This window comes from Micromonospora sp. NPDC048930 (assembly GCF_043197935.1).
Classification (GTDB): domain Bacteria; phylum Actinomycetota; class Actinomycetes; order Mycobacteriales; family Micromonosporaceae; genus Micromonospora.
Window position 1 is genome coordinate 512,568 of record NZ_JBICUB010000001.1, and the last position, 13,297, is coordinate 525,864.

Consider the following 13,297-nt stretch of genomic DNA (forward strand, 5'->3'; position numbering starts at 1 on the left):
CCAGGTGTCCCCTGCGAGGTTCGATGACGTTCAGCGTCGGCATCTTCGACCTGTTCACGTATCTGACTCCCGGCGCGCTGTACCTGACCCTGGCCGGCTGTCTCGCCGTACGCCTCGACTGGGTGCAGCTCGAGCAGGTGCAGCGGCAGCCGGCGGTCCTGCTGCTGGCCGGCTCCGTGCTGTTCAGCTACGTGCTCGGCGGCGCCACGTACGGCCTCGGCCGGATCGTGGACCTGGCCCTGCCGTTCTGGCGGTGGGCGCGGTTCGACGCCCGCCGCGTCTTCGAGGGGCGCCTGCCGGCAGCCGCCGGCAGCCCGATGCTCGCCGCGCCGAACGGGCTGCTGCTGGCCGCGGCCGAGTTGCACAACCGCGAGGTGACCGCCGAGGTGACCCGGATGCGCGCGATCGGCCTGATGCTGCGCAACGTCACCGTGCCGCTGCTGCTCGGCGCGGTGCTGGCCGGCGTCGAAGCGGCCCGCGGCCGCGGGGGCGCTGCCATGATGGCTGCCGGGCTCGCCCTGGCGGCCACCGCGGCCGGCGCCGCCTGGCGCAGCGTGGTCCTGCGGTTCTGGGCCGAGCGCAGGATGCTGGAAATCTGCTTCTTCGTCCCCGACCTGGAGGACCGGCTGCGCGGACCGGTCGCCGCCCAGCCGGCCGTCGCGGCTGTGCCGAACCCCGCCGACCTGCCAGGCGCGGACGCCACCGGCCGGCCCGACGTAAGGCACGTGACGTGAGGGTGGTCATAACGGCTGGACGCTCCGGGTGGGGCTGCTGCTAGCCTTCTCGGCAGGTCATGAGCGCCAGCGCCAAGCCCCGGCTCGCTGGCCGGCAACCCTCCTCCGCGGTGGGGTGCCCCGGGTGAGGACCAGGCACCGGCAGCCGCCGGTGCAAGCGTGGCCTGGCACCCAGGTCAGCAACGACCAGGGAGAACCATGTCTGCTCACTTTCGCACCCCGCCCGTCGACGGCCTCGCCTACCCGGCGCGCTTCGCGCTGGTCAAACGCCGGCACGTCGACCTGATGCGGGTGTGCAGCGACGCCTGTCGCCGCGCCGGCGCGCGCTGAGCCGCCACTCCCCTTCCCTCGATCCACCTCACCGGCTCCGCCCTGCCCAGCGGCGGCGCCGTCGTCGGCGCGCGTCCCGCGCCGCCGTCCACTCTGGAGAAAAAAGTGCGCATCCGTTCCGCCCTGACCCGCGTCGCCACGCTCGGCGCCGCCGCCGTGCTCGCCGCCACCGCTCTCACCGCCTGCGGCGACAACGGCTCCACCAGCGAGGCCGACAACCCGTACGGGCTGCTCCAGCCCGGCGTGATCCGGGCCGGCACGCTCACCGACGCCCCGCCGAACGTGTACCTGAAGGACGGCAAGTTCACCGGCTTCGACAACGACCTGCTCACCGCCGTCGCGGCCAAGGTGGGCCTGAAGGTGGAGTTCGTCGGCACCGACTTCTCGGCCCTGCTGTCGCAGGTCAACAACCACAAGTTCGACGTGGGCAGCTCGTCCATCACCATCACCGAGGCGCGGAAGAAGACCGTCGACTTCGGCAACGGCTACGACTTCGGCTACTTCGGGCTCGACGTGCCGGCCGGCTCGTCGATCACCGGTTTCGACCAGCTCGCCGGCAAGCGGGTGGTGGTCGTGCAGGGCACCGTGCAGGACGACTACGCCACCAAGCAGAACCTGAACCCGGTGCGGGTGCCCGACTACAACGGCGCAATCAACCAGCTCAAGGCCGGCACCGCCGACGCCTGGATCGCGCCCGCGGAGATCGGCGACAAGTCCGCCGCGGACAGCAGCGGCAAGATCAAGGTGGCCGCGAAGCAGCTCAGCCCGGCCCCGACGGCGTACGCGGTCGCCAAGGGCAACGACAAGCTGCGCGAGGCGCTGAACAAGGGCCTCGACGAGGTGATCGCCGACGGCACCTGGAGCAAGCTCCAGGCGCAGTACTACCCGGGCCGGCCGATCCCGGCCGACTTCAAGCCGGGCAGCGGCACGGTGGCGGTGCCGTCGCCGTCGGCCGCTTCCTGAGGTACGCGGACGAGCGAGCGGGGCGGTAGGAGGAACATCTGATGGATCCGTTGCGCACCCTGTGGGAGACCTTCTTCGACTGGGACGCCATGCGCGAGGCGCTGCCCGAGATGCTCACCGTCGGGCTGCCCAACACGCTGATCCTGGCGATCTCCGCCGCCCTGCTCGGCTCGGTGCTGGGCATGCTGCTGGCCGTCGCGGGCATCTCCCGTACCCGCTGGCTGCGGTGGCCGGCCCGGGTCTACACCGACGTGTTCCGCGGCCTGCCGGCGGCGGCGACCATCCTGCTCATCGGCGTCGGCCTGGCGCCGCTCGGCATGCAGGTGTGGGGTCCCAACCCCTACCCGCTCGGCGTGCTGGCGCTGTCGCTGATCGCCGCCGCGTACATCGGGGAGATCTTCCGCTCCGGCATCCAGAGCGTGGAGGCCGCCCAGCTGGAGGGGGCCCGGGCGCTCGGCTTCTCCTGGGGTGAGGCGATGCGGCTGGTCATCATCCCGCAGGGCGTACGGCGGGTGCTGCCCGCCTGGGTGAACCAGCTCATCGCGCTGATCAAGGACTCCAGCCTGGTCTACTTCCTCGGCCTGGTGGCCAGCCAGCGGGAGCTGTTCCGGATCGGCCAGGACTACGCGGCCACCACCGGCAACGAGTCCGCGCTGCTGCTGGCGGGCCTGTTCTACCTGGCGCTGACGGTGCCGCTGACCCACGCGGTCAACTGGATCGACCGCCGGCTGCGCCAGGGCCGGGCGGTCGCCGTGGCGCCGGACGACGACGCCGACGCGAGCCTGGCCCTGGCCGGCGAGACCACCCTGCCCAGCAGCGCCCGGAAGGACCCGCGATGACCACCGCCACCGCCGCCACCGCCACCTCGGTCAGCCTCGCCGTTCGCGACGTGCACCTGGCCTTCGGCGCGCACCAGGTGCTGCGCGGTGCCGACCTGGAGGTGGCCCGGGGCGCCACCGCCTGCGTGATCGGCCCCTCGGGCTCGGGCAAGTCGACCCTGCTGCGCACCATCAACCGGCTCATCGAGCCGGACCGGGGCGACGTGCTGCTGGACGGGCGCAGCGTGCTGCGCGACGACCCGGACGCGCTGCGTCAGCGGATCGGCATGGTGTTCCAGCAGTTCAACCTCTTCCCGCACATGACCGTGCTGCGCAACATCACCCTCGCGCTGCGCAAGCTGAAGAAGCTCCCCGAGGACGAGGCGGTGCAGGTGGCCCGCGCCCAGTTGGAGCTGGTCGGGCTGGCCGCCAAGGCCGACGCCCGGCCGGCGCACCTCTCCGGCGGGCAGCAGCAGCGGGTGGCGATCGCCCGGGCGCTGGCCCTGCGGCCGCAGGTGATGCTCTTCGACGAGGCCACCTCGGCGCTCGACCCCGAGCTGGTCAAGGGTGTGCTCGGGGTGATGGCCGACCTCTCCGCCGCCGGCATGACCATGGTGGTGGTGACCCACGAGATGGGCTTCGCCCGCGAGGTCGCCGACACGGTGGCCTTCATGGACGCCGGCGTGGTCCTCGAGGCCGGCGCGCCGGCCGCCGTCTTCGAGGCGCCGGAGCATCCCCGGCTGCGTCGTTTCCTGTCCCAGGTGCTCTGACCCCGGTGACCGCCCGGTCCCGCCGCCCCGTCCTCCGGTAGCGGGGCCGGGTGGCCCGGTCCGATCCCGCCCAGAGCCAGAAGATCATCAGGGCCAGCCCGGCGACGCCGCCGGTGGCCAGCGCCCACGGCGGCACCTGCTCGGGTGGGGACGGCGGCGGCGCGCACCCGGCGGGCGTGTAGTCGACCGTGGTCCGCTCGCGCAGCCTCGGGAGCTGCCCGTCGGGGAAGGCCGCGCGCTCGATGCCGCAGATCACCGGGCCGTCGGGCGAGTCCACCCGCAGCAGCACGGCCACCGCCCGTCCGGCCTCGTCCCGCCGCACGTCGATCACGTCGGCCGCGACGAGCACGCCGGCCGGTGCCGGCGGCGGCTTCCGGTCGGGAAAGAATCCGGCGACCGCCATCACCGCGCACGGCAGGAGGAAGGCGAGCGGCACCGTGGGGTAGGTCCGCGGGACCCCGGCCCGGTGGAGCGACATGCGCCGACCGTAGCGGCGGTGATCAAGACGGGACGAGGACCCGCACCGGCATCGTCAGGGTGACGGCCCGGGGTGACGCTGTCCGACCTGCCGGGCGCCGCCACGCCGCCGATCGGCCGCGAGCTCAGCGCTACGCGCCGTCGCAGCGGTCGGAGAGGGCGTAGCGGGTCAGCACCACGTCGCCGATCTGGCGGACCTCGACGACCCGGGCGCGGCGGCCCGGGTGCCAGGGGAAGCGGCCGTCCCCGACGAAGCGTGGCGCCCGGCAGTCCCCGACGAAGAACGGCGCGACCACCAGGTGCAGCTCGTCGGCGAGACCGGCGGTGAGGAACTGGCAGTGCAGGCTGCCCCCGCCCTCCACCATCAACCGGCGTACGCCCCGGGCGGCCAGGTCGTCGACCACCGCAGCCGGGGTGACCGGCTCACCGCCGTCCACCACGGTCGCCACCTCGCCCACCTGCTCCCGGGTCTTCTCCACCACGCCGCTCGGGCAGTAGACCAGCTTCAGCCCGTCGCCGAAGGTGAAGAACCGGGCACCCGGGTCGAGATCGCCACTGGCGGTGACGGTGACCTTGACCGGCGACGGGGGCAGGCCGCGCGCGACCCGGTCCGCCCGCCGCCCCTCGGAGCGGACCAGCAGCCGCGGGTCGTCCCGCCGCACCGTGGCGGCGCCGACCAGGATCGCGTCGCAGGCCGCCCGGACCTCGTCGACCCGGTCGAGGTCGGAGTCGTTGGAGAGCAGCAGCCGCTGCGTCGACGCGTCGTCGATGTAGCCGTCGATCGACATCGCGCAGCTCAGCAGCACGTACGGCCGGGCGGTCACGGCACGAACGGCAGGTCGAGGGCGTGATCGGCGCGGGCCACCTTGGCCGCGAGGTAGCCGGCGTTCGTCGGTGACAGGTGCACCCCGGTGGGCACCCGGTCGAGCACCGTCACGCCCAGCCGGACGAGCTGGCCGGCCTTGTCCGGGTTGTTGCTGAGCAGGGCCACCCGGGTCACCCCCAGCGCAGCGAGCATCTGCGCGGCCACCGTGTAGTCCCGCTCGTCGGCGCCCCGGCCCAGCGCCACGTTCGCCTCGTAGGTGTCCAGCCCGCCGTCCTGCAGCGCGTACGCGTCGAGCTTGGCGTACAGGCCGATGCCCCGACCCTCCTGGCGCAGGTAGAGCAGGTATCCCCCGGCCTCGGCGATCCGCTCGACGGCCTCCCGCAGCTGCGGCCCGCAGTCGCAGCGCTGGCTGCCGAAGACGTCCCCGGTGAGGCACTCGCTGTGCGGGCGGACCAGCGGCGGGGGCAGGTCGTCGTCCGGCAGGTCCCCGGTCGCGCGGTCACCGAGCCCGAACGCGAGGTGCTCCCGGCCGTCCGCCAGGCCGTGGAAGGAGTAGACCCGGGCGGTGGTGACGTAGCCGTCGGGGAAGCGCAGCGGCACCATGACCTGGGTCCGGACCGTCGCGGCGGGCAGGGTTTCGTCCATTCTTCTCCTCCGTCCGGGGCTGCCGGACGGGCCGGCAACGCGCTCCTCGCACCCTCACCGTAGGCCGGATCACCGACAGTCGCCGGGCAGCGGGGAAGCCGGCCGGCGCCCCAGCAGGACGGCCGCGCCGGGCAGGCTGGCGACCAGCACCAACGCCCCGTACACGGTGGCGGCGGCGACCCCCTGGGCGGCGGTGAGGCCGGCGGCGGCGAACGCCCAGGCCGCCACCCCCTCGCGCGGACCGAAGCCGCCCACGTTCGCGGGCAGCCCCATGGCGAGCAGGGCCAGCAGGGTCAGCGGCAGCAGCCGGGACAGCGGCGCGTCGGCGCCCGCGGTGCGCGCGGCCACCACGAAGGTGGCCAGGTGACCGGCGACCACCACGACGGAGGCGGTCACCACGCCCAGCCAGGTGCGGCGGGCGAGCAGCCCGGCCCGGACGTCCGCCACCGCGGTCCGGGCCGCCCGGGCCCAGCGGGAGGCTCCGGAGCGGGGCACCGCCCGGGCGGCCAGCACCAGCCCGGCCGCGCCGACGGCCAGCGCGGTGACCAGCGCCGGCAGGTACGGGCGGACCGGCGAGGGCAGCGCCGCCAGCAGCACCACCGCGATGACCAGCTGGACCACCTGGCCGGCGGTCCGCTCCCAGACCACGGCCCGGACCCCCCGGGCGACGTCCCCGGCATCCCGGCCGTGGCGCACCGCCCGGTGGACGTCGCCGAGCACTCCGCCGGGGAGGGTCGAGTTGAGGAAGACCGCCCGGTAGCAGTGCGCGACGGCGGTGCCCAGCGGCAGCCGTACGCCGAGCCCGCCGGCGACCAGCGACCAGCGCCAGGCGCAGCAGACGGTGGTGAGCGCGCCGAGGGCGAGCGCGGCGGCGAGGGCCGGCGCGTCGATCAGCCGCAGCCCGGCGAGGAACGGGCCGGTGCCCACCCACCAGAGCAGGACGGCGAGGACGCCCAGCCCGCCGAGCGGGCGTGCCCACACCCAGGACGACCGGGCCGGGCGGCCGACCGACGGCACCTCCGGCGCGACGGACGTGGCCGGGACGACGGACGCGACGGACGTGGCCGGGTCGGCGAGGGCGGCGGGTCCGGCCGGGGCGACGAGCACGGCGGCCCCGGCCGGCGCGGCAGGCGCGGTGGCGGCGGGCGCGGCGACGGTGGCGTGTGACAACGGGACCTCCCTCGATCCACTGGATGTCACGTGCCACGACGCCGGGCGGTTCACCCGGCCAGCAGATCGGCGTGGTGCAGCACCACCCCGAGCCGACCGGCGGCCGCCTCGGCCAGCCGCCGCCGGCGGTACGCCCCGGCCACCCCGAGCAGCTCCGGCCGCTCCGCCACGGCGGCGTCGACCCAGCCCATCAGCCACTCGGCGGTCAGCGCGGCCTGCTCCGGGCCGAGCCGCCAGGGGCTGGACCGGGCCCGGACGGGCACCCCCCGGCGGCGGAAGGCGGCCACGGTGGCGGCCACGGCGTCGGGGCCGAGCAGGGCCCGGCCGTCGGCGGTCCGGCGCTGGTGCGCGTTGAACGCGGCCTCGAACTCGGCGTCGAGCGGGTCGGCCGGGGTGAGGTCGGCCCGGCCGAGCACGGAGATCGCGAAGAGGGTCAGGTGGCCGGCGCAGGCCGCGACCATCCGCTCGACCTCCTCGGCGGTGAGCATGTCCAGCAGCGCGGACGCGGTGACCAGGTGGGCGTCGGCGAGGTCGGCGGCGGTCAACCGGGTGATGTCGGAGCCGCAGGTCTCGACGAGGACGGGGCTGCCGTCGGCGGCGTACATCGGCTCGGCCTCGGCGAGCCGCCGCAGGTCGGCGTCCCGCTCGTGCAGCACCCAGCGCTGCGGCCCGGGCAGTCGCGGGGCGAGCCAGCGGGCCATCGACCCGGTCCCGCTGCCCAGGTCGTGCACCACCAGGGGCCGGCCGGCGGGGAGCCGCCGGCGGACCGCGTCGACCAGTTCGGCCGAGCGGGCCGCCCCGTCGACCGGTTCCCGCAGTCGCAGCCAGTCGGCGAAGTCAGGGGGTAGCTGCGTGGTCATGCCGCCGTTGCCTCCTCCAGGGTCGCCGCCACCCGGTCGGCGGTGACCGTCCAGTCGGTGAGGGTGTCCCGCCGCCGCCGGGCGGCGTGGCGCAGCCGGGCCCGCAGCCGCGGCCGGGTCAGCCAGCGGCGCAGCGCGTCGGCCAGCGCCTCCGGGTCCCCGGGTGGCACCAGCAGCCCGGGGCGGCTGCCGTCCGGGGCGTACCCGAGCGTCTCGGGCAGCCCGCAGGTGTCGCTGCCCAGAACCGGCAGGCCCCGCGCCAGGGCCTCGGTCACCACCATCCCGTACGTCTCCCGACGGGACGGCAGCACGAGCAGGTCGGCGCCGCCGTACGCGGCGTCCAGCGCGGCCCCGACGCGGGGGCCGGACAGGCGTACCCGCTCGGCCAGGCTGGCGTCGGCGAGCTGCCGGCGCAGCCGGTCGACGAAGGCCGGGTCCCGGCTGAGCGCGCCGACACAGTCGCAGGTCCAGTCGAGGTCGGCGACCCGGGCCAGGGCGGCGGCGAGCACGTCCTGCCCCTTGAGTGGGGTGACCGCCGCGACGCAGAGCAGCCGGGTGCCGGCCGGCGTCCCGGCGGCGAGCGGGGCCGCCGCCACCCCGGGCGCGGCGACCGACACCCGGTCGGGGGGCAGCGGATACCGGTCGAGCAGCCAGCGCCGGGTCCACCCGCTGGTGGCGACCACGCGGGTCGCCGCCGCCAGGGCCCCGGCCTCGGCCTCGCCGTCCAGCGGCAGGTGCACCAGCACCACCAGGCGCCGCCGCCGGGCGTACGCGGTCAGCACCTCCGGCACGCAGCACGCGACCAGGCCGTCGAGCAGGACGAGCGCGTCGTCGGGCAACGCGGCGAGCACGCCGGCGAGGGCGGCCCGCTCCGCCGCCCCCGGGTGCGGCCAGCCGCCGGGCACCGGGTGCTCGCGGACGGTCCAGCCGAGCGCGGCGAGTCCCCGGCAGACCCGCCGGTCGTACGCGTTGCCGCCGCTGGGGGTGGCCGGGTCGTCGATGTCGCCCGGCAGCACCACGTGGACGACGTTCATCCGGTCTACAGCGGCCGCTCGTAGCTGGCCCAGGCGACGTGCGACTCGTGCAGCGTGACGGTGATCCCGGCGAGGCCCCGCGCGCCCTCCCCGAGGCGTCCGGCGTGCACCGCCTCGGCGAGCCGGTCGGCGACCGTCCGGGCCAGCACCTCGGTGGTGGTGTTCATCCCGGCGAAGGCGGGCTCGTCGTCGAGGTTGCGGTAGGTCAGCTCGCCGAGGACGGCCTTGAGCTGCTCGGTGGCCAGGCCGATGTCGACCACGATCCCGTCGGCGTCGAGGTCCGGCCGGCGGAAGGTGGCGTCCACGACGAAGGTGGCGCCGTGCAGCCGTTGGGCGGGGCCGAACACCTCGCCGCGGAAGCTGTGGGCGACCATCATGTGGTCCCGGACGGTCACGGTGAACACGGATCACTCCTCGTCGTAGGTGATGAGGTGGCAGAGCGCGGGGAGCCGGCCCGAGGCGAGCCGGTCGAGCACGTCGGGCAGGTCGGCGAAGCGGGACGGACCGGTGAGCAGCGCGTCGAACGCCGGGTCGGCGAGCAGGTCCAGGGCCAGCGCCAGCCGGTCGGCGTAGCTGCGGTCGGCCCGCCGGGGCGAGACGGTGCCGACCTGGCTGCTGCGGATGCCCAGCCGCCGGGAGTGGAACGCCCCGCCCAGGGCGAGGGTGACCGGGCGGTCGCCGTACCAGCTCAGCTCCAGCACGGTGCCCTCGGGGCGGAGCAGGTCGAGGGCGCGTTGCAGGCCGGCGGCGGTGGCGCTGGCGTGCACCACCAGGTCCCGCTCGCCGGCCGCGTCGGCCGGGAGGGCGAAGTCGACGCCGAGCGCGGCGGCCACCTCGGCCCGCGCCGGGTCCGCGTCGACCAGTTCGACCCGGACGCCGGGGAAGCGGGCCAGCAGCGCCGCGACGCAGCAGCCGACCATGCCGCCGCCGATCACGCTGACCCGGTCGCCGACCAACGGCGCGGCGTCCCAGAGCGCGTTCACCGCGGTCTCCACCGTGCCGGCGAGCACCGCCCGGGCCGCCGGCACCCGCTCGGGTACGACCACCACGGCGTCGGCCGGGACCACGTACGCGGTCTGGTGCGGGTGCAGGCAGAAGACGGTACGGCCGCGCAGCGCCCCGGGGCCCTTCTCGACCGTGCCGACGCTGAGGTAGCCGTACTTCACCGGGGCGGGAAAGTCGCCCTCCTGGAACGGGGCGCGCATGGTGGCGTACTGGTCGGCGGGGACCCGGCCGGTGAAGACCAGCGTCTCGGTGCCCCGGCTGACCCCGGAGAACCGGGTCCGCACCAGCACCTCGTCGGGGCCGGGCGGCGGCAGCTCGACCGGGCGCAGTTCCCCCTCGCCGGGGGCGCGGAGCCAGAACGCACGGGCGGCGCGGGTCACGAATTCTCCTCTTTTCCGCATCGGGCCGAACCGGAGGGGCACTTTCCGCGTAGTGGGGGACAGGGTTGTCGATCATAGACACGGAGGCAGGGTGTCCACGGTTCGAAATGGCCCATTGGTCGGGCTGGCCGTCCAGATCGTCCTGCTCGCCGGGCTCGCCGGCACGGTGGGGCTCACCGCGGCGGGCTGGCTCGCCGGCCTGGCGTACGGGCTGGTGCTCTGCGGCCTGCTGCGGCGCGGCCTGCGGGCCGTTGGCGCGGACCGGCTGGGCCCCGCCGACCGGGTGACCCTGGCCCGGGCGCTGCTCGTGGGCGGGGTGCTGGCCCTGGTCGTGGACGCCGGCGCCGGGCCGGCGCCGGTGGCGGTGCTGGTCCCGCTCACCGCCGTGGCGCTCGCCCTGGACGCGGTCGACGGCCGGGTGGCCCGGCGGACCGGGACCGCCAGCCCGCTGGGCGCGCGCTTCGACATGGAGGTCGACGCGTTCCTGATTCTGGTGCTCAGCGTCCACCTGGCGCCGCCCGTCGGCGGCTGGGTCCTCGCCATCGGCGGGATGCGGTACGCCTTCGTCGCGGCCGGTTGGGTGCTGCCGTGGCTGCGGCGCCCGCTGCCGCCCCGCCAGTGGCGCAAGGTGGTGGCGGCGGCGCAGGGCGTGCTGCTGCTGATCGCGGCGAGCGGGCTGCTGGCCCCGGTGGCCACCACCGCGCTGGTGGCGGGCGCGCTGGCCCTGCTGGTCGAGTCGTTCGGCCACGACGTGGCCTGGCTGTGGCGGCACCGGCCCACCGCGATCGCGCCAGTCGTCGTCGTGCCCGTCGGGGCGGAACGGACCGCCCGGGCCGCCGCCGTGCCGGTTGTCCGGGCAGAACGGACCCGGCCCGTCCGGGAACGCACCGCCCGGGCCGCCGCCGTGCCCGTCGGGACCGCGCCGGCCCGTCTCGTCCTGGAACGCACCGCCCGGGCGGACCGGCCGGCCGGTCCGACGGCCCGGCCGGCGCCGCCGGCCGCCCGGCTCGCCGCCCACCAACCCGTCTGACGCCGCCCGGCCCCACCCCCTCACCGCCGAAGGATGCCCCCGTGCCACTCCTCGCCCGCCTCCGCCGACCGGCCGGGAACGCCCCGGCCGGCGAGTCCGCCACCCCCGGCCCGACCGCGCCGCCGACGCCGGCCTCGGCGGGGCCGCCGGCCGAGGGCGCGGAGCACGGCGGCGAGCGCGACCCCGGTGAGCTCAGCGGGAACGCCGCCGCCGCCGGCGACCCGCGGGACGGGGTGTCCCCGCCGGGCGTGCCGTCACGGGCTCGCCGGATCGCCGCCGCCGGCCGCACCGGCCTCGCCGCGCTGCTGGTGGTGGCCGCGCTGGTGCTGCCCGACGAGCTGACCCGGATCACGCCCGCCGCCGTGCTGCGGATCCCGCTGGAGGCGCTGGTCGCCGTGGCGCTGCTGCTCGTCCTCCCGCCCCGGGCACGCCGGCCCGTCGCCGCGCTGGCCGGCGCGCTGCTCGGCCTGCTCACCGTGCTGAAACTGCTGGACATGGGCTTCTTCGTGGCCCGGGACCGGCCGTTCGACGTGCTGCTCGACTGGGCGCTCTTCGACGACGGGTACGGCTACCTCAGCGACTCGGTCGGCCGGGCCGGCGCGGTCACGGCGGCGGTCGCGGCGCTGCTGCTCGCCGTCGGCCTGCTGGTCCTGGTGACCGTGGCGGTGCTGCGGCTGGCCCGGGTGCTCGCCCGGCACCGGGCCGCGTCGGCACGGGTGGTCGCGGCCCTCGCCGTGCTCTGGCTGGGCTGCGCCCTCTTCGGCGTACGGCTCGCCACCGGCGTGCCGGTGGCCGACCGGGAGGCGACCACCCTGGTGGCCGCGCACGCCGGGCAGATCCGGGCCGGCCTGCGGGACCGCGCGGTGTTCGCCGGGGAGGCGGCCAGCGACGCGTACCGGGACGTGCCGGGCGACCGGCTGCTGACCGGGCTGCGCGGCAAGGACGTGCTGGTCGCGTTCGTGGAGAGCTACGGCCGGGACGCGGTGGAGGATCCCGAGCTGTCGCCGGGCGTGACCGCGGTGCTCGACGAAGGCTACCGCCAGCTGCGCGCGGCCGGGTACGACGCCCGCAGCGGCTTCCTCACCTCCCCCACGTTCGGCGGTGGCAGCTGGCTGGCGCACGCCACCCTGCTCTCCGGGCTGTGGATCGACAACGACCAGCGCCACCGGGACCTGCTGGCCGGGGACCGACTCACCCTCAACGGGGCGTTCCACCGGGCCGGCTGGCAGACCGTCGGGGTGCTGCCCGCCGCCACCCAGCCGTGGCCGGAGGGGAAGTTCTTCAGCTACGACCGCTACTACGACGCCGCGAAGCTTGCCTACCGCGGGCCGAAGTTCAGCTACGCGCCGATGCCCGACCAGTACACCCTGGCCACCTTCCAGCGGCTGGAACGGACCCGGCCGCACGCCCCGCTGATGGCGGAGATCCCGCTGGTGTCCAGCCACTCCCCCTGGTCGGCGATCCCGAAGCCGGTGCCGTGGGACGCGGTCGGCGACGGGTCGATCTTCGACGAGGCGTCCACCCGGACCGGGGGCGGCCGGGACGTGGTGCAGCGGGACAGCCACCAGATCCGCGCCGACTACGCGCACTCCATCCGGTACACGCTGGGCACCCTGGTGTCGTACGTGCTGACGTACGGCGGGGACGACCTGGTGCTGGTCTTCCTCGGCGACCACCAGGCGGCCGCCACGGTCACCGGCGAGGGCGCCAGCCGGGACGTGCCGGTCACCATCGTGGCGAAGGACCCGAAGGTGCTGGACCGGGTCGCCGGCTGGGGCTGGCAGGACGGGCTCCGGCCCGGCCCGCAGGCCCCGGTGTGGCGGATGGACACCTTCCGGGACCGCTTCCTCACCGCCTTCGGCCCGGGCCACTGACCCCGGCAGCGGCCGGAGTCGGGCCGGGACGCGGCGGGTGGGTCAGGCGGCCTCGCGGCGCCGGGTGGGCGGGATCGCCGCGTCGTGGGACGAGGTGCGCGGAGCGTCGGCGGCGCCGGCCCGGGCGAGGCGCATGGCGCGGCGGGCGTCGACCAGCGTGTCGCAGGGCGCGGCCTGCCCGCCGCAGAGCAGGCTGGGGCAGCGGCCCGTCTCGTCCGGCTGGTGCGCGCTGGCCACGTCGTACGCCGTCCGCCACAGCAGCGGGTCGGTCACGTCGTCCGGCAGGACCACCTCGTGGCTGGACCGGACCTGGTTCGTGTCGGGCACCCCGTTCCCCTCTCCTCGTCGCTCCCCTGGTCACTGACCGGGCAGACCCCCGTC

General features: G+C 76.0%; 15 protein-coding genes, 1 pseudogene and 1 riboswitch. Of the genes and pseudogenes, 7 read left to right on the plus strand and 9 right to left on the minus strand.

Features of this window, described 5'->3' with window-relative positions; all coding sequences use genetic code 11:
* The first annotated feature begins 23 nt into the window (after positions 1-23).
* From ACGFI9_RS02505 to ACGFI9_RS02525, 5 genes are all read left to right on the plus strand, one after another.
* Positions 24-734 carry a hypothetical protein gene (locus ACGFI9_RS02505; RefSeq protein WP_393174059.1) on the plus strand — a complete coding sequence of 237 codons (711 nt, stop codon included), beginning with the start codon at positions 24-26 and terminating at the stop codon, positions 732-734.
* A 55-nt stretch (positions 735-789) separates the two neighbouring features.
* Positions 790-900, plus strand: a riboswitch (SAM riboswitch).
* Positions 901-932: 32 nt separating this feature from the next.
* Positions 933-1,064, plus strand: coding sequence for a hypothetical protein (locus tag ACGFI9_RS02510; RefSeq protein ID WP_393174061.1), 132 nt, complete (start codon positions 933-935; stop codon positions 1,062-1,064).
* A gap of 105 nt (positions 1,065-1,169) precedes the next feature.
* Positions 1,170-2,027 carry an ABC transporter substrate-binding protein gene (locus tag ACGFI9_RS02515; protein WP_393174063.1) on the plus strand — a complete coding sequence of 286 codons (858 nt, stop codon included), beginning with the start codon at positions 1,170-1,172 and terminating at the stop codon, positions 2,025-2,027.
* A 41-nt stretch (positions 2,028-2,068) separates the two neighbouring features.
* A complete protein-coding gene (locus ACGFI9_RS02520; RefSeq protein WP_393174065.1) occupies positions 2,069-2,866 on the plus strand; it encodes an amino acid ABC transporter permease in 798 nt (265 codons plus the stop codon).
* Positions 2,863-3,615, plus strand: coding sequence for an amino acid ABC transporter ATP-binding protein (locus ACGFI9_RS02525; protein WP_393174067.1), 753 nt, complete (start codon positions 2,863-2,865; stop codon positions 3,613-3,615). Before ACGFI9_RS02520 ends, ACGFI9_RS02525 begins: the two co-directional genes overlap by 4 nt.
* Here the strand turns inward: ACGFI9_RS02525 and ACGFI9_RS02530 are convergent.
* The 8 genes from ACGFI9_RS02530 to ACGFI9_RS02565 form a co-directional block, all read right to left on the minus strand.
* Complete coding sequence (locus ACGFI9_RS02530) at positions 3,515-4,093, minus strand: hypothetical protein (RefSeq protein WP_393174069.1); 579 nt, start codon at positions 4,091-4,093, stop codon at positions 3,515-3,517. The genes ACGFI9_RS02525 and ACGFI9_RS02530 overlap by 101 nt on opposite strands.
* A 130-nt stretch (positions 4,094-4,223) precedes the next feature.
* Positions 4,224-4,916 carry a RibD family protein gene (locus tag ACGFI9_RS02535; protein WP_393174071.1) on the minus strand — a complete coding sequence of 231 codons (693 nt, stop codon included), beginning with the start codon at positions 4,914-4,916 and terminating at the stop codon, positions 4,224-4,226.
* Positions 4,913-5,563 (minus strand): GTP cyclohydrolase II, encoded by a 651-nt coding sequence (gene ribA / locus ACGFI9_RS02540; RefSeq protein WP_393174073.1) that lies wholly within the window; start codon positions 5,561-5,563, stop codon positions 4,913-4,915. Before ribA ends, ACGFI9_RS02535 begins: the two co-directional genes overlap by 4 nt.
* 69 nt (positions 5,564-5,632) lie before the next feature.
* Positions 5,633-6,580 carry a lysylphosphatidylglycerol synthase transmembrane domain-containing protein gene (locus tag ACGFI9_RS02545; RefSeq protein WP_393175205.1) on the minus strand — a complete coding sequence of 316 codons (948 nt, stop codon included), beginning with the start codon at positions 6,578-6,580 and terminating at the stop codon, positions 5,633-5,635.
* Between the two features lie 203 nt (positions 6,581-6,783).
* The gene (locus ACGFI9_RS02550) at positions 6,784-7,593 is read right to left on the minus strand and encodes an SAM-dependent methyltransferase (protein ID WP_393174075.1); all 810 of its coding nucleotides are present in this window, start codon (positions 7,591-7,593) and stop codon (positions 6,784-6,786) included.
* Positions 7,590-8,627, minus strand: a complete 1,038-nt coding sequence (locus tag ACGFI9_RS02555; RefSeq protein ID WP_393174077.1) for a glycosyltransferase family 4 protein — start codon at positions 8,625-8,627, stop codon at positions 7,590-7,592. The genes ACGFI9_RS02550 and ACGFI9_RS02555 overlap by 4 nt, the downstream gene beginning before the upstream one ends.
* A 5-nt stretch (positions 8,628-8,632) precedes the next feature.
* A complete protein-coding gene (locus ACGFI9_RS02560; RefSeq protein WP_393174079.1) occupies positions 8,633-9,031 on the minus strand; it encodes a 6-pyruvoyl tetrahydropterin synthase family protein in 399 nt (132 codons plus the stop codon).
* 3 nt (positions 9,032-9,034) lie between these two features.
* Complete coding sequence (locus ACGFI9_RS02565) at positions 9,035-10,012, minus strand: dehydrogenase (RefSeq protein WP_393174081.1); 978 nt, start codon at positions 10,010-10,012, stop codon at positions 9,035-9,037.
* Between the two features lie 91 nt (positions 10,013-10,103).
* Here ACGFI9_RS02565 and ACGFI9_RS02570 point away from each other — a divergent pair, with 91 nt between their 5' ends.
* Positions 10,104-11,042, plus strand: coding sequence for a CDP-alcohol phosphatidyltransferase family protein (locus ACGFI9_RS02570; protein ID WP_393174083.1), 939 nt, complete (start codon positions 10,104-10,106; stop codon positions 11,040-11,042).
* 41 nt (positions 11,043-11,083) lie between these two features.
* A pseudogene (locus tag ACGFI9_RS02575) lies at positions 11,084-12,948 on the plus strand (sulfatase-like hydrolase/transferase); the annotation flags it as partial.
* A gap of 10 nt (positions 12,949-12,958) precedes the next feature.
* On the opposite strand, the gene ACGFI9_RS02580 reads toward ACGFI9_RS02575, so the two are convergent.
* A complete protein-coding gene (locus ACGFI9_RS02580; RefSeq protein WP_393175207.1) occupies positions 12,959-13,243 on the minus strand; it encodes a hypothetical protein in 285 nt (94 codons plus the stop codon).
* Between the last annotated feature and the right edge of the window lie 54 nt (positions 13,244-13,297).